This is a genomic window from Kitasatospora sp. NPDC005856 (genome assembly GCF_040629945.1).
GTDB lineage: Bacteria > Actinomycetota > Actinomycetes > Streptomycetales > Streptomycetaceae > Kitasatospora.
In genome coordinates this window covers 1-21,939 of record NZ_JBEXWT010000125.1, presented here as the reverse complement: position 1 = coordinate 21,939, position 21,939 = coordinate 1, and the positions used below count along the sequence as shown (strand labels likewise).

Genomic DNA, 21,939 nt, shown 5'->3' with positions numbered 1-21,939 from the left:
CGGGCCGCTCCTCGGCGAGGCTGCGGTAGAGGCCGATCGGGGTGAGGCCGTCCGCGAGGAGCCTGCGGCCTCCTCGCCGGGCCGCGGATCCGGGTTGATCGCCTGGCCGTCGATGGGCTGGCCCCAGACGTCGTCACCTGCGGCGTCGACGCAGTAGCCGCTGCCCTCGACGTGCCCGCCCGCGCCCCGGCACTGGTCCGCGGTGACGTCCCGGCGCCCGGTCGCCGCGGCCGGTCCGGCGGCGGCGACCACGGCCCCGGCCGCGGTGGTGAGCAGGAGGACGGAGGCGGTCGCGGCGGCCACCCGGGCCGGGAGTGTGCTGTTCATGCGGACCACGACAGCACGCCGTCGGACCCCCGGCGACCACAGGTCGCCCGCCCGGGTGGCCGCCCGCGCCGCTACTCCCGCGCCAGCACCGCGATGGCCGCGAGCAGCAGCGCGGAGCCCGCCAGCAGGCCCGCCGTCAGCGGCTCGCCGAGGAACAGCACGCCGATCACCGCCGCGGTCGCGGGCTCCAGCAGGACCAGCACCGCGGCCGTGGTGCCGGGGACGGCGGTCAGGCCGGTGAAGTACCAGCGGTAGGCGAACAGGGTGGGCACCGTGCCGAGGAAGAGCAGGGCCGGCGCGGTGACCACCGGGTCCCCGCCCGTCGGCAGGACGCCGTGGACGCCCTGGACGGCCGCGAGCGGCAGCAGGCAGAGGAGACCGGTGGTGAAGGCGCCGGTGCCGGCCCGGGCCGAGCCGCCGCCCCGGGCCCAGAGGGTGAGGCCGCTCTGGCCGGCTCCCGCGAGGACGGCCAGTGCGATGCCGAGGGCCGGGCGCGGGCCCGCCGCCGGGGCGGCCACCAGCAGGCCGAGGCCGGCCAGGGCCAGCGCCACCGCGGCCCCCGCGCGACGGGTCAGCCGCTCGCCGAGCAGCAGATGGGCGCCGAGGCTGGTGAACACCGGTCCGGCGCCGATGGTGATCAGGGTGCCCAGCCCGAGGCCCGCGTACCGCACCGAGCCGAAGTAGGCGCACTGGCTGACCGCGAGGCCGAGCCCGGTCAGCCCCGCGGAGCGCCAGCGGGCGGCGCCCCGCGCGGCCCGCTGGTCGCGGCCCGGCAGCAGGGCCAGGCAGAGCGCGGCGACGCCGAAGCGCCAGCAGGAGACGCCCGCCGGGCCGAGTCCGCTGGTGCGCATCAGCAGCGCGGACACGGCGCCGCCCACGCCCCAGGCGACGGCGGCGGCGGAAATGGACAGGAGGCCGTGCCGGAAGGGCACGGCGGCGTACGAGGAGGTCATGCGTCGGTACTCCACGATGAGGTGCCGGTTCGGGTCCGCTGGGAGCGTGTCCGTCGGACACGCCCCGATGTGCGGGCGGCAGTCATCGCCCCGGCCGCGGGCAGGTCCCGTCGGGCCGGAGTGGGTGGAGTGGGCCGCCCGCTAGCGGGCCGGCGGGGGGAGGATCACAAGACGCACCCGGCCACCCTACGCCCCCGCCCGGCCCCGGTGCTCGCGATCTTTCCCCGTCCACGAACGGGACGTACGGTCGCCCTGGCCGGAACTCCCGGTGGAACGGACCCCTCGACGAAGGAGCGGATCACGATGGACCAGCTGACGTACGACGAGGTCGAGGCGGCCGGGAAGCGGATCGCCGGGCGGGTGCGCCCGGTGGCGGTGGCGCCGGGGGACGACGGCGGGCGGACCTGGCTGGCCCTGGAGTTCCTCCAGCACACCGGTAGCTTCAAGGCGCGCGGCGCGCAGAACTTCCTGCTCGCGCACGCCGAGGCGGGCACCCTCCCGGACACCGGGGTGACCATCGCCTCGGGCGGCAACGCCGGACTGGCCTGCGCCTGGGCGGCGCGTGAACTCGGCGTCCGGGCAACGGTGTTCCTGCCCGAGACGGCCTCCCCGGTGAAGCTGGGCCGGCTGCGCTCGTACGGTGCCGAGGTGCGGCTGGCGGGCCGGGAGTACGCGGAGGCGCTGACCGCCTGCGAGGAGTTCGCGGCCGGCAGCGGGGCGCTGTCCTCGCACGCGTACGACCACCCGCTGATCGCCGCCGGCGCCGGGACGGTGCTGGCGGAACTGCGCGCCGCGGTGCCGGGGCTGGACACGGTGGTGGTGTCGGTCGGCGGCGGCGGGCTGTTCGCCGGGGTGGCGGTGGCGGCCCGCGAGCACGGCGTCCGGGTGCTCGCCGTGGAGCCGTCGGGCAGCCGTGCGCTGAACGCCGCCCTGGAGGCGGGCCGCCCGGTGGACGTCCCGGTCGACTCCGTCGCCCAGGACTCGCTCGGGGCCCGTCGCGCCACCGCCCTCGCCGTGGACGCGGCCGCGCACGAGGGCGTCCGCTCGGTGCTGGTCGACGACGAGGCCATCGTGCGCGCCCGCCGACGGCTCTGGGAGGAGCGCCGGATCGCCGTCGAGTACGCGGCCGCCACTGCCCTCGCCGCCGCCGACCGGGCCGAGGGCGAGCGGGTCGCCGTACTGCTCTGCGGCGCCAACACCGACCCGTCCGACCTGGTGAACTGACGGAGCGTCAGCGACCACCCCGGCCGGCCCTCCCCGGGTCGGCCGGTATGACCATGCGGCGATCGCCATTTCTATGAATGAACGGGACGACAATATTGCCCGGCGTGAATGGCGAAGCTCAACGCATGCTCAAATGCTGGACTTACCCCTCGGTAACGTAACAGACGACTGAACAGAGTGCCTCCTACCTGCAGGGATATCCGGCAAAGAAGGTAAATATTCAGTAATGAAATCTGTGCAGACCTCTCTGAATAGACCTACTGTGTGGCAACTCTCCGCGCTCCGCCCACCCCGGAGCCCCCACCCACAGAGAGATCGTTCATGGCTTCCCTCAACCAGATCTCGCCGCCCGGGCAGAGCACCTCCGCAGAATCCGGGACGACCCAGCGGTCGCTCAAGCGCCACGTCGGCCTCATCGGCCTCATGTGGGCCTCGGTCGGCTCGATCATCGGCTCCGGCTGGCTGTTCGGCGCGAAGAACGCCGTCGTCGCCGCCGGACCGGCGGCCCTCGTCTCCTGGGGCATCGGCGCCGTCGCGATCGTCCTGCTCGCGCTCGTGCACGCCGAGCTCGGCGGCATGTTCCCGGTCTCCGGTGGCACCGCGCGCTACCCGCACTACGCCTTCGGCGGCCTGGCCGGCATGTCGTTCGGCTGGTTCTCCTGGCTCCAGGCCGCCACCGTCGCCCCGATCGAGGTCGAGGCGATGATCGGCTACGCGGGCCACTGGGAGTTCGCCAAGAGCTTCCTCAACGACAACGGCACCCTCACCATCAGCGGCTTCGCCGTCGCCGTGGTCCTGATGGGCGTGTTCGTCGCGGTCAACTTCCTCGGTGTGCGGGTCCTGGCCGCCACCAACTCGGTCGCGACCTGGCTCAAGATCGGCGTCCCGCTGCTCACGATCCTGGCGCTGTCGATCAACGGCTTCCACGGCTCGAACTTCACCTCCCACGGCTTCGCCCCGTTCGGCGCCCACGGCGTGCTCGCCGCGATCAGCTCCAGCGGCATCATCTTCGCGCTGCTCGGCTTCGAGCAGGCCATCCAGATCTCCGGTGAGAGCCGCAACCCCAAGCGCGACATCCCCCGCGCCGTGCTCGGCTCGGTCGCCATCGGCACCCTGATCTACGTGCTGCTGCAGGTCGCCTTCATCGGTGCGCTGCCGGTCAGCTCCTTCGTCAACGGCTGGGACAAGCTCGACTTCCCCGGCATCGAGGGCCCCTTCGCCGGCCTCGCCACCCTGGTCGGCCTGGGCTGGCTCTCCTGGGTGCTGTACTTCGACGCCATCGTCTCCCCCGGCGGCACCGGCCTGATCTACACCACCTCCACCTCGCGCATCTCCTACGGCCTCAGCAAGAACGGCTACGCGCCGCAGCGCTTCGAGCAGCTGGACAAGAACGGCGTGCCGTGGTTCGGCCTGGCCATGTCGTTCGTCACCGGCGTGGTCTGCTTCCTGCCCTTCCCGAGCTGGCAGGAGCTGGTCGGCTTCATCACCTCCGCCAGCGTGCTGATGTACGCCGGCGCGCCGTTGGCCTTCGGCGCACTTCGCCGCCGGCTGCCCGACCGGGAACGCTCCTACCGCCTGCCCGCGGGCCAGCTGATCTCCCCGGCCGCGTTCGTGGTCTCCAGCCTGATCATCTACTGGGCCGGCTGGCACACCCTGTCCCGCCTGGGCATCGCCATCGTGCTCGGCTACGTCCTGCTCGGCAGCTACGCCGCGTACGCGATCAAGAAGGGCCTGCCGAACGCGCCGCGGCTGAGTTGGAGGTCCGCCCAGTGGCTGCCGGTCTACCTGGTCGGCCTCGGCCTGATCTCCTGGCAGGGCGGCTTCGGTGAGGGCACCGGCCGGATCCCGATGTGGTGGGACATGGCCGTGGTGGCACTGTTCTCCCTGGCCATCTACTTCTGGGCGATCCGGGTCGCGCTGCCGGCCGAGGCGATCGAGCACGAGGTCTCGGACGTCGAGGTGGTCGACGCGGGCGGCCACTGACCGCCCACGACACACGCGGAAGGGCCCGCCGGCCGTGCGACCGGCGGGCCCTTCCGCGTCCCTTCGGGGCCGGCCGTCAGAGGCCCAGCACCGTCCGCAGTGCCGTGGCGACCTCGGCCTCCGCGTCCTGCGCCGGGCCGGGCGAGCGCCAGGCGACGAAGCCGTCCGGGCGGACCAGCACGGCGCCCTGCGGGCCGATGCCGTGCAGCGCGGCGAAGTCCGCGCCCGGCTCCGGCGCCAGGTCGTCCTCGGCCCCGTCACCGATCCGGTAGCCGTCCAGCGGGACGGCCAGCCGGTCGGCCGCGCGCCGGGCACCGGCCTGCCAGGCCCCGCCCTCGGGACCGGTGAGCAGCACCATCGCCTGCTCGTACAGGTCCAGCGTGGAGAGCTTGACGCCCGCGCGCCGCAGCCACTGGTGCGGAGCCCGGCTGCCCGGCTCACCCGCCGACTCGAACTGCTCGGGGACCACCGGCCCGGTCCGGTCCGCGCCGACCACCGCGCCCACCGGGTAGCGGTAGCCGAGCGCCACCGCCAGCACCCCGGCCTGCCGGCCGACGCCCGGCACCACCGCGTAGCCCGGGTGGCTGTGCTCGGCGGACCGGGCCGAGGCCCGCTCGCCGGTCACCCGGGCGACCGGGCGGCGCTCCTGCCCGTACGTCTCCAGCAGCCGCGGCCCGGCCCAGCCGCACAACACGGCGGCGATCTTCCAGGCCAGGTTGTGGGCGTCCTGGATGCCGGTGTTGGAACCGAACGCCCCGGTCGGGGACATCTCGTGGGCGGAGTCCCCGGCGAGGAAGACCCGCCCGGCGCCGTACCGGTCGGCCACCCGCTCGGCGGCGTGCCAGGGGGCCCGGCCGGTGACCTCGACGTCCAGCTCCGGCAGGCCGACGGCGGTACGGATGTGCCGCTCGCAGCGCTCGTCGGTGAAGGCCTCCAGCGGCTCGCCGTGCTCGGGGTGCCAGGGCGCGTGGAAGACCCACTCCTCCTGGTTGTCCACCGGCAGCAGCGCGCCGTCCGCCTCCGGGTTGGTCAGGTAACAGGCGATGAAGTGCCGGTCGCCGACCACGTCGGCCAGCCGCTTGGCCCGGAAGGTGATGCTGACGTTGTGGAACAGCTCGCCCTTGCCGGACTGGCCGATGCCCAGGCTCTCCCGGACCGGGCTGCGCGGGCCGTCCGCGGCGATCAGGAACTCCGAGCGCACCACCCGCTCCTCGCCGCTCTCCCGGCTGCGCAGCACCGAGGTGACCCCGTCCGCGTCCTGCTCGAAGGAGATCAGCTCGGTGCTGAACCGCAGGTCGCCGCCGAGCTCGCGGGCCGCCCGCCGCAGCACCGGCTCCAGGTCGTTCTGGCTGCACAGGCACCACGAGCTGGGGCTGAACCGGGCCAGCCGGCCGCCCGGGTCGATCTCCCGGAACAGCCACTCCTGCTCGGCGCCGGTCAGCGAGGGCGCCTGGAGGATGCCGTGGTTGGGGGCCAGGATCGAGGCCGCCTCGCGGATCGCCGGCTCGATCCCGGCGACCCGGTACAGCTCCATGGTGCGGACGTTGTTGCCGCGGCCCCGCGGGTGGTGCGAGGTGTCGGCGTGCTTCTCGACCAGCAGGTGCCGGACCCCGAGCCGACCGAGGAAGAGTGCGGCCGACAGCCCGACCAGCGAGCCGCCCACGATCAGGACCGGCACCCGGTCGTCAACCTTCGGATTCATCGATTGCTCCGCCCTGTCAGGGGATTCCGCGGCCCGGTGACTGGACTCGGCGCCGCCCTCGACGGGCCCTCTCAGCCGGGGCCCCGCTCTTCCATCCCCCGCCGGAGGGCACCCGTGCCGCCCCTTCCCCCGGATGGCCCGCAAATCTCGCGCCGCGCCCGGTGCGCCGCCCACGATCGACCTCAGGCCTGGCGCCGACTCGCCCGGCCGAACCGCCGTCGCACCGCCCTCCCAGGCCGGGGAGCACCCGCCGGGCATGGCCGACACGGCCCGCAGCGTGCGGCCCAGAGCAGAAAGTGGATCATGACAACTCTGTCCGAACCCCAGCCGAAGCAGCACGACGAGGCCGACACCCGGCTGCGGGTGGTGCTGATGCTGGAGATCCAGGACGGCGCCCAGCAGCGCTTCCTCGACGTGTACGAGCAGCTGCGCCACCAGGTGGCCTCGGTCCCGGGCCACGTCAGCGACCAGCTGTGCCAGTCGATCAACGACCCGCGCCAGTGGCTGATCACCAGCGAGTGGAAGGACCAGGAGACCTTCCTGGAGTGGGTGGACAGCCCGGCCCACCGGGAGATGGTCAAGCCGATGCACGGCTGCGTCAGCGACAACTTCCGCTCGCTGCGCTACGCCGTGCTGCGCGAGACCTCGGCGGCCGGCTCCACCGGCACCCGGGCCCCGATGGAGGTGCCGCCCGGGCTGCCGCGCACCACCCCGGCCGGGCACGTCGGCCCGCCCAAGGCCGACCCGGGCCCGGACGGCGTGGTCCGCCACGCGCTGACCTTCACCGTCAAGCCCGGCAGCGAGCCCGAGGTGGCCCGCATCCTCTCCGGCTACGCCTCCCCCCGGGCCGAGGTGGACCAGCACACCCGGCTGCGCCGCACCTCGCTGTTCATGCTCGGCAACCGGGTGGTCCGCGCCGTCGAGGTGGTCGGCAACCTCGGCGACGCGCTGCGCCACGTGGCGATGCAGCCCGAGGTGCGGGCCGTCGAAGAAGCGCTGAACCCGCACCTGGAGGAGGCCCGGCAGCTGGGCGACCCGCAGGCCGCCCGGGCGTTCTTCGCCAAGGCCGCGCTGCCCGCCCGGCACCAGGCGATCGCCAGCTCCCCCGCCTCCGCCCGGCTGCACCGGCACGCCGTGCTCTACCCGGTCCGTCCGGGCCACGGGCGGGACGTGGCCGAACTGCTGGCCGAGCACGACAACCTGGCCACCGCCGACCCGACCGGGCCGGTCGCGGCCGCCACCGTCTTCCACCGCGAGGACGTGGTGGTGCGCCTGGTCGACCTGCGGGTACCGGCCGAGGCCGACCCGGCGGCCGCCCTCGGCGTGGCCGACGACCGGCAGGCCGTCGTGCTCGCCGGGCTGCTCGACCTCGGCCCGCAGAGCGACCTGCGCACCGCCACCGGGCTCGGCGCCTTCCTCGCCGCCCGGGCCATGAACCCGGTCACCGACCGCAGTTCCGCCGACCCGATCAACAACTGACGCTCCGTCACTTCACGGGAGATCTCCATGACCACGCAGTCCCCACGGATCGTCAGCGTCCACGAGGCACCGGAGAACCGCCGCCACGGCGCCGAGCTGCGCACCATGCTCACCCCGACCAGCTGCGGTGCGACCACCGGCTTCATGGGCCTGGCGATCGTCAAGCCCGGCGAGCGGATCGGCGAGCACTACCACCCCTACTCCGAGGAGTTCGTGTTCGTCGTCTGCGGCGAACTGGAGGTGGACCTGGACGGCGAGCCCCACCCGCTCAAGCCGGACCAGGGCCTGATGATCCCGATCAACATGCGCCACCGCTTCCGCAACGTCGGCTCCACCGAGGCCCGGATGGTCTTCCACCTCGGCCCGCTCGCCCCGCGCCCCGACCTCGGCCACGTCAGCACCGAGGGGACCGCGGCCTCCGGGCCGCCGGAACACGCCAAGGTGGGCTCGTGACCCGGCGCGTCGCCGTCACCGGGATCGGTGTGGTCGCGCCCGGCGGGGTCGGCGTCCCGGCGTTCTGGGGGCTGCTGACGGCCGGCCGCACCGCGACCCGGGGCATCACGCTCTTCGACCCCACCGGGTTCCGCTCCCGGATCGCGGCCGAGGTCGACTTCGACCCGGCAGCCCACGGACTGGGCCCACAGGACGTCCAACGGGCCGACCGCTACGTGCAGTTCGCGATGGTCGCGACCGACGAGGCGATCGCCGACGCCGGCCTGGACCTGGCCGCCGAGGATCCGTGGCGGATCGCCGTCTCGCTCGGCACCGCCGTCGGCGGCACCACCCGGCTGGAGCACGACTACGCCCTGGTCAGCGCGGCCGGAGCCCGCTGGGACGTGGACCACCGGCAGGCCGAGCCACAGCTGCACCGGGCCTTCGCCCCCAGCACCCTGGCCTCCGCGGTGGCCGAGCGGACCGGCGCGCACGGCCCGGTGCAGACCGTCTCCACCGGCTGCACCTCCGGCCTGGACGCGATCGGCTACGGCTTCCAGGCGGTCGAGGAGGGACGCGCCGACATCTGCGTCGCCGGCGCCTCCGACTCCCCGATCTCGCCGATCACCGTCGCCTGCTTCGACGCCATCAAGGCCACCAGCGAGCGCAACGACGACCCGCAGCACGCCTCCCGCCCCTTCGACGCCGACCGGGACGGCTTCGTGCTCGGCGAGGGCGGCGCCGTCCTGGTGCTGGAGGAACTCGAGCACGCCCGCCGCCGCGGCGCCCGGATCTACGGCGAGATCGGCGGCTTCGCCACCTTCGGCAACGCCTACCACATGACCGGCCTCACCAAGGAGGGGCTGGAGATGTCCCGGGCGATCGACCACGCGCTCGCCCACGCCCGGGTGGACGCCACCGAGGTGGACTACGTCAACGCGCACGGCTCGGGCACCAAGCAGAACGACCGGCACGAGACCGCCGCGGTCAAGCGCTCGCTGGGCGCGCACGCTTTCAAGACGCCGATGAGCTCGATCAAGTCGATGGTCGGGCACTCGCTCGGCGCGATCGGCGCCATCGAGGTCGTCGCCTGCACCCTGGCGCTCGCCCACGGCGTCGTGCCGCCGACCGCCAACTACGAGACTCCGGACCCGGAGTGCGACCTCGACTACGTGCCGCGCACCGCGCGCGAGCTGCCGCTGAGCCACATCCTCTCGGTCGGCAGCGGATTCGGCGGATTCCAGTCCGCCGTCGTGCTCAACAGAACGGGGTGAGTTCCATGACGTCACGTCAGCAGGGCCGCCGGGCGGCGATCACCGGCCTCGGCGTGGTGGCGCCCAACGGGGTCGGGGCCGACGCCTACTGGAAGGCCACCCGGCAGGGCGTGAGCGTCCTCGACCGGATATCCCGGGAGGGTTGCACCGGGCTGCCGCTGCGGATCGCGGGCCAGGTGAACGGCTTCGATCCGCAGTCGGCGATCGACAACCGCTTCCTGGTGCAGACCGACCGCTTCACGCACTACGCGATGGCCGCCGCCGACCTCGCGGTGACGGACGCCGGCTTCCGGCCCGACCGGGAACAGCCCTACGCGGTCGGCGTGGTGACCGCGGCCGGCTCCGGCGGCGGCGAGTTCGGCCAGCGCGAACTCCAGCAACTCTGGGGCCAGGGGCCCAGGTTCGTCGGCCCGTACCAGTCCATCGCCTGGTTCTACGCGGCCAGCACCGGCCAGATCTCGATCCGCGGCGGCTACAAGGGCCCGTGCGGGGTGGTCGCCAGCGACGAGGCCGGCGGGCTGGACGCCCTCGCGCACGCCGCCCGCGCGATCGAGCGCGGCACCGACGCGGTGGTGGTCGGCGCCGCCGAGGCCCCGCTGGCGCCGTACTCGATGGTCTGCCAGCTCGGCTACCCCGAGCTCAGCCTGGCCGAGCAGGCCGACCGGGCCTACCTGCCGTTCACCGCCGACGCCTGCGGCTTCGCCCCGGCCGAGGGCGGCGCGATGCTTCTGCTGGAGGACGAGCAGGCGGCCCGCCTGCGCGGCGCCCGCGTCCGGGCACTGCTGGCCGGGCACGGCGCCACCTTCACCGGGGCCTCCCGCTGGGCCGAGTCCCGGGAGGGGCTGGCGGCCGCGATCCGGATCGCGCTGGACGAGGCCCGCATCGCGGCCGAGGAGATCGACGTCGTCTTCGCGGACGCCCTCGGGGTGCCGGACGCCGACCGGGCGGAGGTCCTGGCGCTGGCCGACGCGCTCGGCCCGGTCGCCGAGCGGGTCCCGGTCACCGCACCCAAGACCGGTACCGGGCGGGCCTATTGCGGCGCCCCCGTGCTCGACGTGACCGCCGCCGTGCTGGCCATGGAGGACGGCGTGCTGCCGCCCACCCCCAACGTCACCGAGGTCTGCCACGACCTCGCCCTGGTGACCGGCCGGGCCCGCCCGGCCGAGCTGAACACCGCCCTGGTCCTCAGCCGCGGGCTGATGGGCTCCAACTCCGCGCTGGTGGTCCGGCGCGCGCGGCCCTGAACCACCCACCCACCGAAGGGACAACCCCGTGAGCAACACCCTCAGCTATCCGGAACTCGCCGAACTGCTCCAGGCCCGGGCCGGCGTCGCCGTCGACCCGGGCGACCTGGCGCAGCCGGGCGCGGAGTTCGACACGTTCGGCATCGACTCCCTCGGCCTGCTCGGCGTGGTCGGCGAGCTGGAGAACCGGCACGGCCTCAAGGTCACCTCGGGCGCCGAGTCGGCCAAGACCCCCGCCGAGTTCCTGGAGCTGGTCAACTCCTCCCTCGCCACGAAGGCCGGTGCCTGAGATGCCCGGACACACCGACAACGAGATCGTCATCGCCGCTCCGCTCGACCTGGTCTGGGAGATGACCAACGACCTGGAGAACTGGCCGCAGCTGTTCAGCGAGTACGCCTCGGTGGAGGTGCTGGACCGGCAGGACAGCCTCGTCCGGTTCCGGCTCACCATGCACCCGGACGAGAACGGCCAGGTGTGGAGCTGGGTATCGGAGCGGGAGACCGACCGGGACGCGCTCTCGGTGCGCGCCCGCCGGGTCGAGCCCGGCCCGTTCGAGTTCATGGAGATCCGCTGGGAGTACGCCGAGGTGCCGGCCGGCACCAGGATGCGCTGGATCCAGGACTTCGCGATGAAGCCGACCGCCCCGGTCGACGACGAGGGCATGACCGGCCACCTCAACCGGAACTCGAAGATCCAGATGCAGCTGATCCGGGAGAAGGTCGAGAAGCGGGCGGCGGAGCTGTGACCGGCGTCCACCGGGCGCTGATCGTCGCCCGGATGAAACCCGAAGCCGCACCGGACATCGCCCAGGTGTTCGCCGAGTCCGACCAGGGCGAGCTGCCGCACCTGATCGGCGTCACCGGCCGCAGCCTCTTCCAGTTCGGCGACGTCTACCTGCACCTGATCGAGGCCGACCGCCCGCCGGGCCCGGCCGTCGCCAAGGTCGTCGGACACCCGGAGTTCCGGACCGTCAGCGACCGCCTGACCGCCTACGTGCAGGCGTACGACCCGGCCACCTGGCGCGATCCGAAGGACGCGATGGCGCGGGAGTTCTACCGCTGGGACCGCTGATCCGGCGGTTCCCGATGGGCCCGCCCCCGGCCGTTCGCCGGGGGCGGGCCCACGCGTGTCCGGCCGGACGGCGCCGGCGCGGACCGGCCCCTCGGGAACCGGATCCACCGCGCCTCGGGCCCGCCCGGCTCGAATCCGACCGCCTCGGATACACGCTGCTCGAATCCACCTGCCGCGGATTCACCCGGATCGCCCGGCCGAACGGGTGAACACACCCGGGACTCCACCCGAAGGGAGCACACTGCGTACCGGCGCTGCCACGCTCCGGTGGCAATCGGCCGCACGGTGGATGACCGTGGATCAGGCGCACCCCCCGCGAGTCCCCTTGCCCGGCACCGTGCCGGCAGTCGCGGTCCTGCGCGCCGGAAGGATCACCCTCATGCGTTCTGCACGCACGCTGCTCGCCGGGGCGGCCGTCGCCGCCGTGCTCACCGTCGGTACCCCCATGGCCTTCGCCGACGGTGCCGCCGACCAGGGCAAGAACCTGACCTGGCAGGAGAAGCAGGACAAGTCCGAGAAGACCTCCGACAACTCCAAGGCCACCGACGACAAGAAGGGCGGTGCCGTCTCCGAGGAGCACAAGGGCACCGACGAGCGCAAGGCCACTGACGAGCACAAGGGCGCCACCGAGTACAAGGGCGCCGACGAACACAAGGGCACCGACGAACACAAGGGCACCGAAGCCAAGGAAGAGGACGAGAAGACCCCCCACGGCGGCGTGCACACCGGTGGCGGTGGTCTCGCGCTGTCCGGCAGCGGGCTCGCCTCCGGCGCGGTGCTGCTGCTCGGCGGCCTCGGGGCGGGCGCCTACGCCCTGCGTCGCGGGCGCCGTACCCCCGGCGCGGTCGCCTGACGCCGACGCCCTGCTGACGCCGCCTCCGGGCGCCTCCCCGCACGGGGCGGGCGCACCGGGGGCGGTGGGCCGTCATGGAACAGGTCGAGCGGAGGACACGAATGACGGGCGGTCCCGCCTCTGGAACACCCCGGCTGCTGCGCGCGGGGATGGGCGCGGCAGCGGTCGGGCTGCTGCTGATCTACAACTCGGTGGACACCGGATCGGACTCCGCCGAGGACGGCAAGCCCGCTCCCCCGGCGGCCGCCGCGCCGGCCGTCCCCGGTCCCGCGGACGCCGGGGCGCCGGCGCTCGGACGCGCCAAGCCGACCCGGCTGCGGATCCCGCAGATCGCCGTGGACGCGCCGTTCACCGAACTGGCCCTCAACCCGGCCGGCCAGCTCGACGCGCCGCCGCCGGAGGACAAGAACCTGGTCGGCTGGTACCGGGACGGCGTCACCCCGGGCGAGCGCGGCAGCGCGGTCCTGGCCGGACACGTGGACACCGCCAAGGGCCCGGCGGTGTTCCTGCTGCTGAGTTTCCTGCTGCCGGGCAACAAGATCGAGGTGAGCCGGGCGGACGGGACGGTCGCGGTGTTCTCGGTCGACTCGGTGGAGACCTTCGCCAAGGACGCCTTCCCCGACGCCAAGGTGTACGGCAGGACCCCGGACGCCCAGCTCCGGCTGATCACCTGCGGCGGCACGTACGACAAGAAGCGGCGGGACTACCTGGACAACGTGGTGGTCTTCGCCCACCTGGAGTCCTCCCACCCGGGCTGACCCGGACTGACCCGGACTGACCCGCCCCGGTCGGCCGGGAGCGCGACGACCGCCGGCCCCCGATTGTCGGGGGCCGGCGGTCGTTCGGGTCCGCGGTCGCGCGTACCGGCGGTCGTGCGCACCGGCGGTCGTGCGGGCGTGCGGCGGCGGCGGCTCAGCCGGTCACGACGGCCTCGAAGGCGTGCAGGTAGGGGTTGACCGGGCGGACGGCGGTGACGGTCAGTCCGGCCTCCGCCATCAGCCCGACCATGCTCTCCTCGGAGTGCTTGGCGCCGCCCACGTTGAGCATCAGCATCAGGTCCATCGCGGTGGTGAAGCGCATCGACGGGCTGTTGTCGACCAGGTTCTCCACCACCACGACGCGGGCGCCGGAGCCGGCCGCCTTGACCACGTTGGCGAGGGTGCGGCGGGTGCTGTCGTCGTCCCACTCCAGGATGTTCTTGATGATGTAGAGGTCGGCGCGGACCGGGATCTCCACCCGGCAGTCGCCGGGCACCAGGCGGGCCCGGTCGGAGAAGACGCCGCCGTCGTGGAGCCGGGGGTCGGCGCCGGCCACCACCTTGGGCAGGTCGAGCAGGGTGCCGTGCAGCGCCGGGTGCCTCTCCAGCAGGCTGGCCAGCACATGGCCCTGGCCGCCGCCGATGTCCGCCACCGAGTCGATGCCGGTGAGGTCCAGGTACTCGGCGAAGTCCTCGGCGGACTGCCGGCTGGAGGTGGTCATCGCCTTGTCGAAGACCTTCGCCGAGTCGCCCGCGTCGCTGTGCAGGTAGTCGAAGAACTCCTTGCCGAACAGCTCGGGGAAGACGTTGCGGCCGGAGCGCACGGCCTCGTCCAGCTTCGGCCAGGCCTCCCAGGTCCACGGTTCGGTGCACCAGAGGGAGATGTAGCGCAGCGAGTTGGGGGCGTCCTCGCGCAGCAGCCGGGACATCTCGGTGTGCTCGAAGCGGTCGTCGCCGCTCTCCTGGAAGATCCCGTAGCAGGCGAGCGCGCGCAGCAGGCGGCGGAGCTGGCGGGGCTCGGTGTCGAGTGCGACGGCGAGGTCGGTGACGGTGGTCGGGGTGTCGCCGAGCACGTCGGCGACACCGAGCCGGGCGGCCGCGCGGACGGCGGCGGCGCAGGCGGCGCCGAAGACGAGCTCGCGCAGGCGCATCGCGGCCTGGGGGCTGGTGTGGGCGGGTGCGGTGGTCATGGCTGGGTTCCTCGGGTCCTTGGGAGTTCCTGGGGCGGCGGACGACGAACGGCGAGGGGTGAGGGGTGAGGGGTGAGGGGTGGGCTGCGGGCGGCGAGGGGCGGGGCTCAGCAGCGGCCGGTCGGCTCGGAGCGCTCGCAGGTGTTGCGGGCGAAGGTGTTGTCGGCGCCCGGGTCGCGGTCGGCGAGGTCGGCCGGACCGTTGCCGCTCAACTGGTTGTCGGTGATCACGGCGCGGGCGTTGGAGACCCCGACGACGCTCTTGAAGAGGACGATGCCGCCGGAGAAGTCCGAGGTACCCGTGTTGTCGTGGACCAGGTTCTCGGTCACCCGGGTGTCCTCGGTGCCGGTGAGCACGATGCCGGCGCCCTGGATGGCGCCCAGGCGCGGGTTGGCCGGGCAGAACTTGTTGTTGCCGATGACGGCGTTGCGCCGGACGTCGAGGTCCCCGGCGCGGGGCACGCCCTCGTCGCCGACCACGAAGACCCCGGCGCAGTTGCCGCTGATCGCGTTGTCCTGGACGGCCAGTCCGCGCAACCGGCGGACGGTGACGCCCACCCGGTTGCCGATCAGCTCGTTGCCCTCGACGACGGTGCCGCCGGTGTCGGGCGAGCCGCCCTCGCGGTAGGCGTAGTTGGCGAGGAAGACGCCGGACTGGCCGTTGTCGACCGAGAGGTTTCCGCGGATGACGGCGCGGGTGGACATCTCCTGGCTGATGCCCTGCTGGGCGTTGTCGTGGACGTAGGTGCCGGCGACGGTCAGACCGGTGGTGCCGCTGGCGTCGATGCCGTTCCTGCGGAAGCCGGTGACGGCGAGGCCCTCGATGGTCACGCCGGACAGCGGGTTCTCCTCGGTGCCGACCACGCAGACGCCGTGGCCGGCGGTGGCGCAGGCGTTCTCGGTGCCGTCCCCCGGGACGATCACGCTGTCCGTACCGACGCCGCGCAGGGTGAGGCCGGGAGTGGTGATGCGGACGCTGCCCCGGTAGGTGCCGGGGAACAGTTGGACGGTGTCGCCGGGCCGGGCGGCGTCGATCACACGCTGAATCGATTCTCCGGGCCGGACGAGGTGCAGCGGGATGCCTCCGACGGCGTGGGCCGCGGGGGCTGCGGCCAGAGCGGCGAGGACGGTGGTCAGGGCGGTGGCGGCGGCGGTGGCCGCGGCGAGGTGGTGGACCCGTCGCGTGGGCATGAGTGGTGACCTGTTTTCTTTCGGCGCGCGCGGTGTTCGTGCGGGTGTCGTGGTCTTCCGCACGGTCCGGCGGTGTGGGCTGACGCGCGGTGCGCGGGCGGTGACGGCCGGTGGGTGCGGCCGTGTCGACGGTATGGGCGGTCGGGTGGGCCCGCCACCAGGGCTGGGCTGCGGGGCTGACGGGGCGTCGACCGGAGGTGGGACGGCCCGGCGTGGCGCGGGGTTGTGGGGGGCCGGGCGCGGCGCGGGGCGGACGCCGGGCATGCCGTGCGACGGGTACCGGGGGGCGGTCAGCGGCGGATCCGGTGTTCCGCGGATATGGCGACGCGCCCGGCCGCGTCGGGCGGCCGGGCGCGTCGGGCGTGTCGGCAGCGGACCGGGCGCGTCGGGCGCGTCGGCAGCGGGCTGGGCGGCTCGGGTCAGCCCGCGGCCGGGGCCTGCGGCCCGAGGCGGACAGGCAACGCGGCGAGGTGCCAGGCCGCCGGGTTCGGTCCGCGCTCGACGGCCTCCGGGCCGACCGCGAGGGCCAGCTGCGGGTACGTCCGCAGCAGCGTGCCGAAGGCAACGACGGCCTCCTGGTGCGCCAGCACCGAGCCCAGGCACCGGTGGGTGCCGTGGCCGAAGCCCAGGTGCGCCTCGTGGTGCCCCTCGCGGTCCGGCGCGATCGCCCGGCGGACGTCCAGGCGCTCCGGCTCGGCGTAGGCCCGCGGGTCGTGGTTGGCTCCGGCGAGGATCGGCATCACCGCCTCGCCCTTGCGGACCAGGGTGCCGGCCAGGGTGAGGTCCTCGATCGCGTAGCGCGGTACCCCGCCGATGGTCGGGCCGCACCAGCGCATCAGCTCGTCGACGGCGGCGGGCAGCAGGCCCGGGTCGGACCGGACCAGTGCCAGCTGATCGGGGTGGGCGAGCAGCGCGGCCGTGCCGTTGCCGATCAGGGTGGCGGTGGTCTCGTGGCCGGCCACGATCAGGTTGAGGATCAGCGAGACGGTCTCCACCGGGGCCAGGGTGTCGCCCTCGGCGGCGGCCAGCCTGGAGAGCAGGTCCTCGGCCGGTTCCGCCCGGCGGCGCTCGACCAGCTCGCGGGCGGCGGTCACCATGGCGCGCAGCGCCTCGTCCAGGCCGGGCCCGGCGCCCCGGCCGAGGTAGGAGCTCCAGCGGCGCCACCGCGGGCGGTCGGACTCGGGGATCCCGAGCAGTTCGCAGATCACCGTGACGGGCAGCGGGTAGGCGAAGTGCGCGACCAGGTCGACCACGCCGTCCGGGTCGGCGTGCCGAGGCAGCGCACGGGCGTACTCCTCGGCGAGCCGCTCGATCCGGGGCCGCAGGCGCTCGACCGCACCGGCCGTGAAGGCGGGGTGCACCAGCCCGCGCATCCGGCGGTGTCGGGCGCCGTCCGCGCCGAAGACTCCGGCGCGCAGGTACTTCGCGCACTCCGGCGGCATGCCGCGGGCCCGCCAGACCTGCTCGGTGCGGTGCGCGGGGACGGGCGCGGCGGCCTCGTCCGCCGGGCCGGCCGGGTCGGTGGCGGTGCCGATGGCGTCGGGGGAGGCGGGGCCGCCCGTGGTGGCGATGACGTCGGCGCTGGCGAGGTCGTCACCGGTGGCGAGGTCGTCACCGGTGGCGAGGTCGTCGGCGATGGGGCCGTCGACGGCGTCCACGTCGTTGACGAAGCGCGGGTCGGACAGCACGGTGCGGACGTCCTGGTAGCGGACGGCGATCCAGAAGGGCTCCACGCCGGGGATGGTGGCGCGGGCGAGCGGGGCGCGCTCGCGCAGGTCGGCGAAGGCGGTGAAGGGGTCGCGGATCAGGTGGTCGGCGCGCAGGTCGACGGTCTCGACCGGTTCGGCGGTGCTCACGGCTGCCTCCTCAGGAGTCGCGAAGTCCATCTGGTCACGGATCGTGACGGAGGCGGGGGTGCGGTTCTCGGGTTCCGGTTCGGATTCACTCGATCGAGCACAGAGAATCGTTTATCCACTCGCCGGGAGGAGCCGGGCCTCCGGGCTCTCGGGCGTCCTGCCTCTCGGGCGTCCGGGCCCGCCGGCTCTCCGGCCGACCCCGCTCGGTCCGGGCCGCCCGGCACCCCGGTCCGGGCGCGTGACATGCTCGGGGCCATGACCACCGTGCACGTACCGCCCGTCGCCGCCCTCCGCAACCCCATCGGCGCCCATGTCCCGGTGGCCGGTCGTGGGCTGGCCGGCACCGGCCTGGCGTACGCGGACCGGGTCGGCGCGGAGACGGTCCAGGTGTTCGTGGCCAACCCGCGCGGCTGGGCCACTCCCCCGGGCAATCCGGCCCAGGACGAGGAGTTCCGCGCCGCTTGCGCCGAACAGGGCATCCCGGCCTGGGTGCACGCGCCGTACCTGATCAACTTCGGCTCGGACAACCCGGCCACCCGCGAGCGCTCGGCCGACTCGCTGTGGCACTCGCTGCGGCGCGGCCACGCCATCGGCGCGCTCGGCGTCGTCCTGCACACCGGCTCGGCGGTCGGCTCCGCACCCGGCGGCGGTTCGCGCCGGGCCGAGGCGATGGCGCAGGTCCGGACGGACGTCCGGCCTCTGCTGGAGGAACTGGACGCACTGGGCGAGGACGCGCCCTGGCTGCTGCTGGAGCCGACGGCGGGCCAGGGCAGCTCGCTCTGCTCACGGCTGGAGGAACTGGCCGAGTACCTGGAGGCGCTGGACCATCACCCGAAGGTGGGAGTTTGCCTGGACACCTGCCACGCCTTCGCCGCCGGGCACGACCTGGCGGAGCCGGGCGGGGTCACGGCCGCACTGGACGCGCTGGCCGCCGCGGCCGGTCCGGGCCGACTGCGACTGATCCACGCCAACGACTCCGAGGACGTCGTCGGCGCCCGCAAGGACCGGCACGCCAACATCGGCGCCGGGATGATCGGCGCCGAGCCGTTCCGCGAGCTCTTCGAACACCCGGAGACGGCCGGAGTGCCCCTGGTGGTGGAGACCCCGGACCGCAAGCACGGCGGGGACGGCACCGGGCACGCGATGGACATCGCGGTGCTGAAGGAACTGCGGGACCGGGCCGCCGTCCCCGGCCCCGGAACCCGTCCGGCCGACCGGCGGGAGCCGGCGGCCGCGGCACGGCCGTGAGCCGCGAAGCCGCGGGACGGCCGTGATCCCGGAAGCCGCGGCACGGCCCCGAGCCCGGAAGCCGACGGGCGGCCTGCGGGCTCGGGGTGCGGAGGGGATCAGCAGCCGCAGTCGCTCTCGTCGTGCTCGGAGTAGTTGAACCAGCTGGCGTGCGGACCGAACAGGCCGACGCCCGCGGTGCCGGACTCCAGGTGCTGCCCCTCCGACTGCGTCGGAGCGTAGCCCCCCGCCACGGCCGAGGTCGGGACCGCCACCACGGCACCGGCCACGGCGACGATCACTGCGAGCTTGCGGATCTTCCCACGAAGCGACATCTGATGTCCTTTGGTTCGTCTCTGGTCCTCAACCCGCGCCCCCGACCGGCCGGTTCGGCCGCCCGACGGGCTGGGCGGCGCCCCACCGGGGGCGCCGCGCCCACGTTTGCACACGAACGCGAGGCTTCGGGCGCGCGCCGCAACCGAGCTGAGGCGTTCGGGTGAGGCAACTCCCCCGGCCGGACGAACCCGGGCACACCTCCGTGAATCCGGTCGAACAGCCGGGCGGAGGGGTGCCGAACGAGTGCCCGTCGGGCCGCCCCGCGACCGCAAGTCTTGCGGCGACGGACCGGGCGAACTGAACAAATCCCATCGATTTGGTGCAAGGTATCGCCTGGTCCGAGCATGAACGGTCGCTCCGTATCGCTCCACCGAACGCGTGGAGCCACCGGAGCAGCTCCACGAAAGGCGCACCACCCTCATGCAGACCAGTCCCGCCGCACCCCGGCAGGCGACCCGACCGAGCGACCCGGAGACCCCGGGGCCGGTCGGCTCCCCGACGGCCGGCCCCGGGCCGGCCGGACTCGCCCCGGACGACCCGTCGCGGCAGACGACCGGCCGCCGCTTCGGGCTGGTGACCGCCACCGCCCTGGTGATGGGCAACATCATCGGCGGCGGCATCTTCATGATCCCCGCCGCCGTGGCCCCGTTCGGGACGGTCAGCCTGGCCGCCTTCGGGGTGCTCACCGTGGGCGCGATCGCGCTGGCACTGGTCTTCGGGCAGCTGGCCCGCCGCAACCCGCGCACCGGCGGGCCGTACGTCTACGCCCGCGAGGCCTTCGGGGACTTCGCCGGCTTCCTGTCCGCCTGGTCGTACTGGATCACCACCTGGGTCAGCAACGCCGCCCTCGCCGTGGCCGCCGTCGGGTACCTGGACGTGCTGCTGCCGCTCCACCACTCCATCCCGCTGGAGATCACCGCAGCGCTGGCCTTCCAGTGGCTGCCGGCACTGGCCAACCTGGCCGGCACCCGCTACGTCGGGGTGGTCCAACTCGTCTCCACCGTCCTGAAGTTCATTCCGCTGCTGCTGGTCTCGGTGGGCGGCCTGTTCTTCTTCGACCCGAAGAACCTCGGGCCCTTCGACGCCACCGGCCACGGCTGGGCCGGCGGCATGACCGCCGCCGCGGCGATCCTGCTGTACAGCTACCTGGGCGTGGAGTCGGCCGCGATGAGCGCCGGCAAGGTCCGCGATCCGGAGCGCAACGTCGGGCGGGCCAGCGTGCTCGGCACCACCGGTGCGGCGGTGGTCTACCTGCTCGGCACCGTCGCGGTGTTCGGCACCGTGGCGCACCAGCAGCTCGTCCACTCCACCGCGCCGTTCTCGGACGCCGTGGACGCCATGTTCGGCGGCACCTGGGGCGGCACGGTGATCGCCGTCGCCGCACTGGTCTCGATGACCGGCGCGCTCAACGGCTGGACCCTGCTCGCCGCCCAGGCCCCGTACGCGGCGGCCAAGGACGGGCTGTTCCCGGCCGCCTTCGGCAAGGAGCGCCGCGGCGTGCCGGCCTTCGGCGTGCTGGTCAGCGTGGCGCTGGCCTCGGCGCTGACCGTGCTCAACTTCGCCAGCGGCGCGAAGGGCGCCTTCGACGTGCTGGTGCTGGTCACCACCTTCACCGCCACCGTGCCGTACCTGCTCTCCGCCGCCGCCCAGCTGTACTGGCTGGTGCGCGGGGCCGGCGAACGGGTCGACCGCGGGCGGCTGGTGCGCGACGCCGTCCTCGGCCTGGGCTCCTTCGCCTTCTCGCTCTGGCTGCTCGCCGGGGCCGGCTACGCCGCCGTGTACCAGGGCGTCCTGTTCCTGTTCGCGGGCATCCTGGTCTACGTCTGGATGGCGGGCCGCCGCCGCGACTGAGCCCCCGGCGAGCCGACGGTAGGCCGCCGACAGGCCCTCGGTGGGCCCTCGGCGGCGGCCGGAAACCGGACACATCCCCCTGAACCCCCATGACGTGCGCCGGACTTGTCCGGTGCACGTCCGATGTGCACGAGGATTTCACTTCCCGGATCTACCCGCGTAGGTGCCCGGATCGCCACACTGGCGCACGCAATTCAGCAGTTCATCCGATCTGATGATGGAGCGTCCGCCATGGCCCCCGCCGCATCCGCACGCCGGTTCCTGTCCTGGATACCGGCTGCCGCCGCCCTCGCCGCCGTGACCGTGGTCACGGCCGGCACCCCCGCCCAGGCCGCCCTGCCGACCCCGATCTCCGCGGCCACCGCCCGCAGTTACCTCGCCGCGATGCCCGCCGCCGCGGAGACCCACGGGGACACCTACGACCGCACGCTGTTCCCGACCTGGATCACCATCAGCGGCACCTGCGACACCCGGGAGTGGGTCGTCAAGCGGGACGGCAGCAACGTCGCCACCGACACCTCCTGCAAGGCCACCAGCGGCAACTGGTCCTCGCCGTACGACGGCGCGACCACCACCAACGCCTCCTCCTTCGACGTCGACCACCTGGTGCCGCTCTCCGAGGCCTGGGCCTCCGGCGCCTGGGCGTGGACGACCGCGCAGCGCCAGGCCTTCGCCAACGACATCACCCGCCCCCAGCTGCTGCTGGTGTCCGCGAGCAGCAACCGCTCCAAGGGCGACCGCGACCCGGCCGAGTGGCTCCCCCAGGCCTCCTACCGCTGCACCTACGCCCGCGCCTGGGTGCAGGTGAAGCAGCACTACGGCCTGAGCGTGGACAGCGCCGAGAAGACCGCGCTCACCGGCATCCTGAACAACTGCTGACCCGAGAGCCCCTGCGGCCCGGCGCTCGCACCGCGCCGGGCCGCACTGCCGCGAGAAAGGTATAACAAAAATAAGTACAACAATAAAGAATAGACATTTGTGGTTTTTAG

General features: G+C 73.7%; 21 protein-coding genes. 14 read left to right on the top strand and 7 right to left on the bottom strand.

Annotation, left to right across the window (positions count from 1 at the left end; all coding sequences use genetic code 11):
- Positions 1-327, bottom strand: a 327-nt coding sequence (locus ABZ449_RS38595) for a hypothetical protein (protein ID WP_360355812.1), incomplete at its 3' end; no start/stop codon positions are given.
- Positions 328-398: 71 nt separating this feature from the next.
- Positions 399-1,280, bottom strand: coding sequence for a DMT family transporter (locus ABZ449_RS38590; RefSeq protein WP_360355809.1), 882 nt, complete (start codon positions 1,278-1,280; stop codon positions 399-401).
- 303 nt (positions 1,281-1,583) lie between these two features.
- Here ABZ449_RS38590 and ABZ449_RS38585 point away from each other — a divergent pair, with 303 nt between their 5' ends.
- Together ABZ449_RS38585 and ABZ449_RS38580 are read left to right on the top strand one after the other, a co-directional pair.
- Positions 1,584-2,504: a serine/threonine dehydratase gene (locus ABZ449_RS38585; RefSeq protein ID WP_360355807.1), complete on the top strand. Its 921-nt coding sequence runs from the start codon at positions 1,584-1,586 to the stop codon at positions 2,502-2,504.
- Between the two features lie 321 nt (positions 2,505-2,825).
- The gene (locus ABZ449_RS38580; RefSeq protein ID WP_360355805.1) at positions 2,826-4,487 is read left to right on the top strand and encodes an APC family permease; all 1,662 of its coding nucleotides are present in this window, start codon (positions 2,826-2,828) and stop codon (positions 4,485-4,487) included.
- A gap of 76 nt (positions 4,488-4,563) precedes the next feature.
- On the opposite strand, the gene ABZ449_RS38575 is transcribed toward ABZ449_RS38580, so the two are convergent.
- On the bottom strand, positions 4,564-6,189 hold the full coding sequence (locus ABZ449_RS38575) for an FAD-dependent monooxygenase (protein ID WP_360355802.1): 1,626 nt from the start codon (positions 6,187-6,189) through the stop codon (positions 4,564-4,566).
- A gap of 303 nt (positions 6,190-6,492) precedes the next feature.
- Between ABZ449_RS38575 and ABZ449_RS38570 the strand changes: the two genes are divergently transcribed.
- The 9 genes from ABZ449_RS38570 (at position 6,493) to ABZ449_RS38530 (ending at position 13,301) form a co-directional block, all read left to right on the top strand.
- A complete protein-coding gene (locus ABZ449_RS38570) occupies positions 6,493-7,668 on the top strand; it encodes a SchA/CurD-like domain-containing protein (protein ID WP_360355800.1) in 1,176 nt (391 codons plus the stop codon).
- Between the two features lie 27 nt (positions 7,669-7,695).
- Positions 7,696-8,121 (top strand): cupin domain-containing protein, encoded by a 426-nt coding sequence (locus ABZ449_RS38565; protein WP_360355797.1) that lies wholly within the window; start codon positions 7,696-7,698, stop codon positions 8,119-8,121.
- Positions 8,118-9,374 (top strand): beta-ketoacyl-[acyl-carrier-protein] synthase family protein, encoded by a 1,257-nt coding sequence (locus tag ABZ449_RS38560; protein ID WP_360355794.1) that lies wholly within the window; start codon positions 8,118-8,120, stop codon positions 9,372-9,374. Before ABZ449_RS38565 ends, ABZ449_RS38560 begins: the two co-directional genes overlap by 4 nt.
- A gap of 5 nt (positions 9,375-9,379) precedes the next feature.
- Entirely contained in the window at positions 9,380-10,618 is a 1,239-nt protein-coding gene (locus ABZ449_RS38555; RefSeq protein ID WP_360355791.1) for a ketosynthase chain-length factor, read from the top strand.
- A 28-nt stretch (positions 10,619-10,646) separates the two neighbouring features.
- Complete coding sequence (locus ABZ449_RS38550) at positions 10,647-10,907, top strand: acyl carrier protein (protein WP_360355789.1); 261 nt, start codon at positions 10,647-10,649, stop codon at positions 10,905-10,907.
- 1 nt (position 10,908) lies between these two features.
- Positions 10,909-11,364 carry an SRPBCC family protein gene (locus ABZ449_RS38545; protein ID WP_360355786.1) on the top strand — a complete coding sequence of 152 codons (456 nt, stop codon included), beginning with the start codon at positions 10,909-10,911 and terminating at the stop codon, positions 11,362-11,364.
- A complete protein-coding gene (locus ABZ449_RS38540) occupies positions 11,361-11,690 on the top strand; it encodes a TcmI family type II polyketide cyclase (RefSeq protein WP_360355783.1) in 330 nt (109 codons plus the stop codon). The genes ABZ449_RS38545 and ABZ449_RS38540 overlap by 4 nt, the downstream gene beginning before the upstream one ends.
- A gap of 379 nt (positions 11,691-12,069) precedes the next feature.
- Entirely contained in the window at positions 12,070-12,543 is a 474-nt protein-coding gene (locus ABZ449_RS38535; RefSeq protein ID WP_360355781.1) for a hypothetical protein, read from the top strand.
- Positions 12,544-12,644: 101 nt separating this feature from the next.
- A complete protein-coding gene (locus tag ABZ449_RS38530; RefSeq protein WP_360355778.1) occupies positions 12,645-13,301 on the top strand; it encodes a class F sortase in 657 nt (218 codons plus the stop codon).
- A 154-nt stretch (positions 13,302-13,455) separates the two neighbouring features.
- On the opposite strand, the gene ABZ449_RS38525 is transcribed toward ABZ449_RS38530, so the two are convergent.
- The 3 genes from ABZ449_RS38525 to ABZ449_RS38515 all read right to left on the bottom strand — a co-directional run bounded on the left by ABZ449_RS38525 (position 13,456) and on the right by ABZ449_RS38515 (position 17,536).
- Positions 13,456-14,490: a methyltransferase gene (locus ABZ449_RS38525; protein ID WP_360355776.1), complete on the bottom strand. Its 1,035-nt coding sequence runs from the start codon at positions 14,488-14,490 to the stop codon at positions 13,456-13,458.
- Between the two features lie 107 nt (positions 14,491-14,597).
- Positions 14,598-15,680 (bottom strand): right-handed parallel beta-helix repeat-containing protein, encoded by a 1,083-nt coding sequence (locus ABZ449_RS38520; RefSeq protein ID WP_360355774.1) that lies wholly within the window; start codon positions 15,678-15,680, stop codon positions 14,598-14,600.
- Between the two features lie 419 nt (positions 15,681-16,099).
- Positions 16,100-17,536 carry a cytochrome P450 gene (locus ABZ449_RS38515; protein ID WP_360355771.1) on the bottom strand — a complete coding sequence of 479 codons (1,437 nt, stop codon included), beginning with the start codon at positions 17,534-17,536 and terminating at the stop codon, positions 16,100-16,102.
- A gap of 255 nt (positions 17,537-17,791) precedes the next feature.
- On the opposite strand from ABZ449_RS38515, the gene ABZ449_RS38510 reads away from it, so the two are divergent.
- Positions 17,792-18,784 carry a deoxyribonuclease IV gene (locus ABZ449_RS38510; protein ID WP_360355768.1) on the top strand — a complete coding sequence of 331 codons (993 nt, stop codon included), beginning with the start codon at positions 17,792-17,794 and terminating at the stop codon, positions 18,782-18,784.
- 98 nt (positions 18,785-18,882) lie between these two features.
- On the opposite strand, the gene ABZ449_RS38505 is transcribed toward ABZ449_RS38510, so the two are convergent.
- On the bottom strand, positions 18,883-19,098 hold the full coding sequence (locus ABZ449_RS38505; RefSeq protein ID WP_360355765.1) for a hypothetical protein: 216 nt from the start codon (positions 19,096-19,098) through the stop codon (positions 18,883-18,885).
- 421 nt (positions 19,099-19,519) lie between these two features.
- On the opposite strand from ABZ449_RS38505, the gene ABZ449_RS38500 reads away from it, so the two are divergent.
- Both ABZ449_RS38500 and ABZ449_RS38495 read left to right on the top strand, forming a co-directional pair.
- A complete protein-coding gene (locus ABZ449_RS38500; protein ID WP_360355762.1) occupies positions 19,520-20,950 on the top strand; it encodes an amino acid permease in 1,431 nt (476 codons plus the stop codon).
- Positions 20,951-21,181: 231 nt separating this feature from the next.
- Positions 21,182-21,829 (top strand): HNH endonuclease family protein, encoded by a 648-nt coding sequence (locus ABZ449_RS38495; protein ID WP_360355759.1) that lies wholly within the window; start codon positions 21,182-21,184, stop codon positions 21,827-21,829.
- Positions 21,830-21,939 lie beyond the last annotated feature (110 nt).

Coding starts and splice junctions, on each gene's coding strand:
- ABZ449_RS38495 (WP_360355759.1), top strand. CDS start 21,182: ATGGCCCCCGCCGCATCCGCACGCCGGTTCCTGTCCTGGATACCGGCT.
- ABZ449_RS38585 (WP_360355807.1), top strand. CDS start 1,584: ATGGACCAGCTGACGTACGACGAGGTCGAGGCGGCCGGGAAGCGGATC.
- ABZ449_RS38570 (WP_360355800.1), top strand. CDS start 6,493: ATGACAACTCTGTCCGAACCCCAGCCGAAGCAGCACGACGAGGCCGAC.
- ABZ449_RS38590 (WP_360355809.1), bottom strand. CDS start 1,280: ATGACCTCCTCGTACGCCGCCGTGCCCTTCCGGCACGGCCTCCTGTCC.
- ABZ449_RS38510 (WP_360355768.1), top strand. CDS start 17,792: ATGACCACCGTGCACGTACCGCCCGTCGCCGCCCTCCGCAACCCCATC.
- ABZ449_RS38520 (WP_360355774.1), bottom strand. CDS start 15,680: ATGCCCACGCGACGGGTCCACCACCTCGCCGCGGCCACCGCCGCCGCC.
- ABZ449_RS38555 (WP_360355791.1), top strand. CDS start 9,380: ATGACGTCACGTCAGCAGGGCCGCCGGGCGGCGATCACCGGCCTCGGC.
- ABZ449_RS38565 (WP_360355797.1), top strand. CDS start 7,696: ATGACCACGCAGTCCCCACGGATCGTCAGCGTCCACGAGGCACCGGAG.
- ABZ449_RS38525 (WP_360355776.1), bottom strand. CDS start 14,490: ATGACCACCGCACCCGCCCACACCAGCCCCCAGGCCGCGATGCGCCTG.
- ABZ449_RS38530 (WP_360355778.1), top strand. CDS start 12,645: ATGACGGGCGGTCCCGCCTCTGGAACACCCCGGCTGCTGCGCGCGGGG.
- ABZ449_RS38535 (WP_360355781.1), top strand. CDS start 12,070: ATGCGTTCTGCACGCACGCTGCTCGCCGGGGCGGCCGTCGCCGCCGTG.
- ABZ449_RS38500 (WP_360355762.1), top strand. CDS start 19,520: ATGCAGACCAGTCCCGCCGCACCCCGGCAGGCGACCCGACCGAGCGAC.
- ABZ449_RS38505 (WP_360355765.1), bottom strand. CDS start 19,098: ATGTCGCTTCGTGGGAAGATCCGCAAGCTCGCAGTGATCGTCGCCGTG.
- ABZ449_RS38580 (WP_360355805.1), top strand. CDS start 2,826: ATGGCTTCCCTCAACCAGATCTCGCCGCCCGGGCAGAGCACCTCCGCA.
- ABZ449_RS38545 (WP_360355786.1), top strand. CDS start 10,909: ATGCCCGGACACACCGACAACGAGATCGTCATCGCCGCTCCGCTCGAC.
- ABZ449_RS38575 (WP_360355802.1), bottom strand. CDS start 6,189: ATGAATCCGAAGGTTGACGACCGGGTGCCGGTCCTGATCGTGGGCGGC.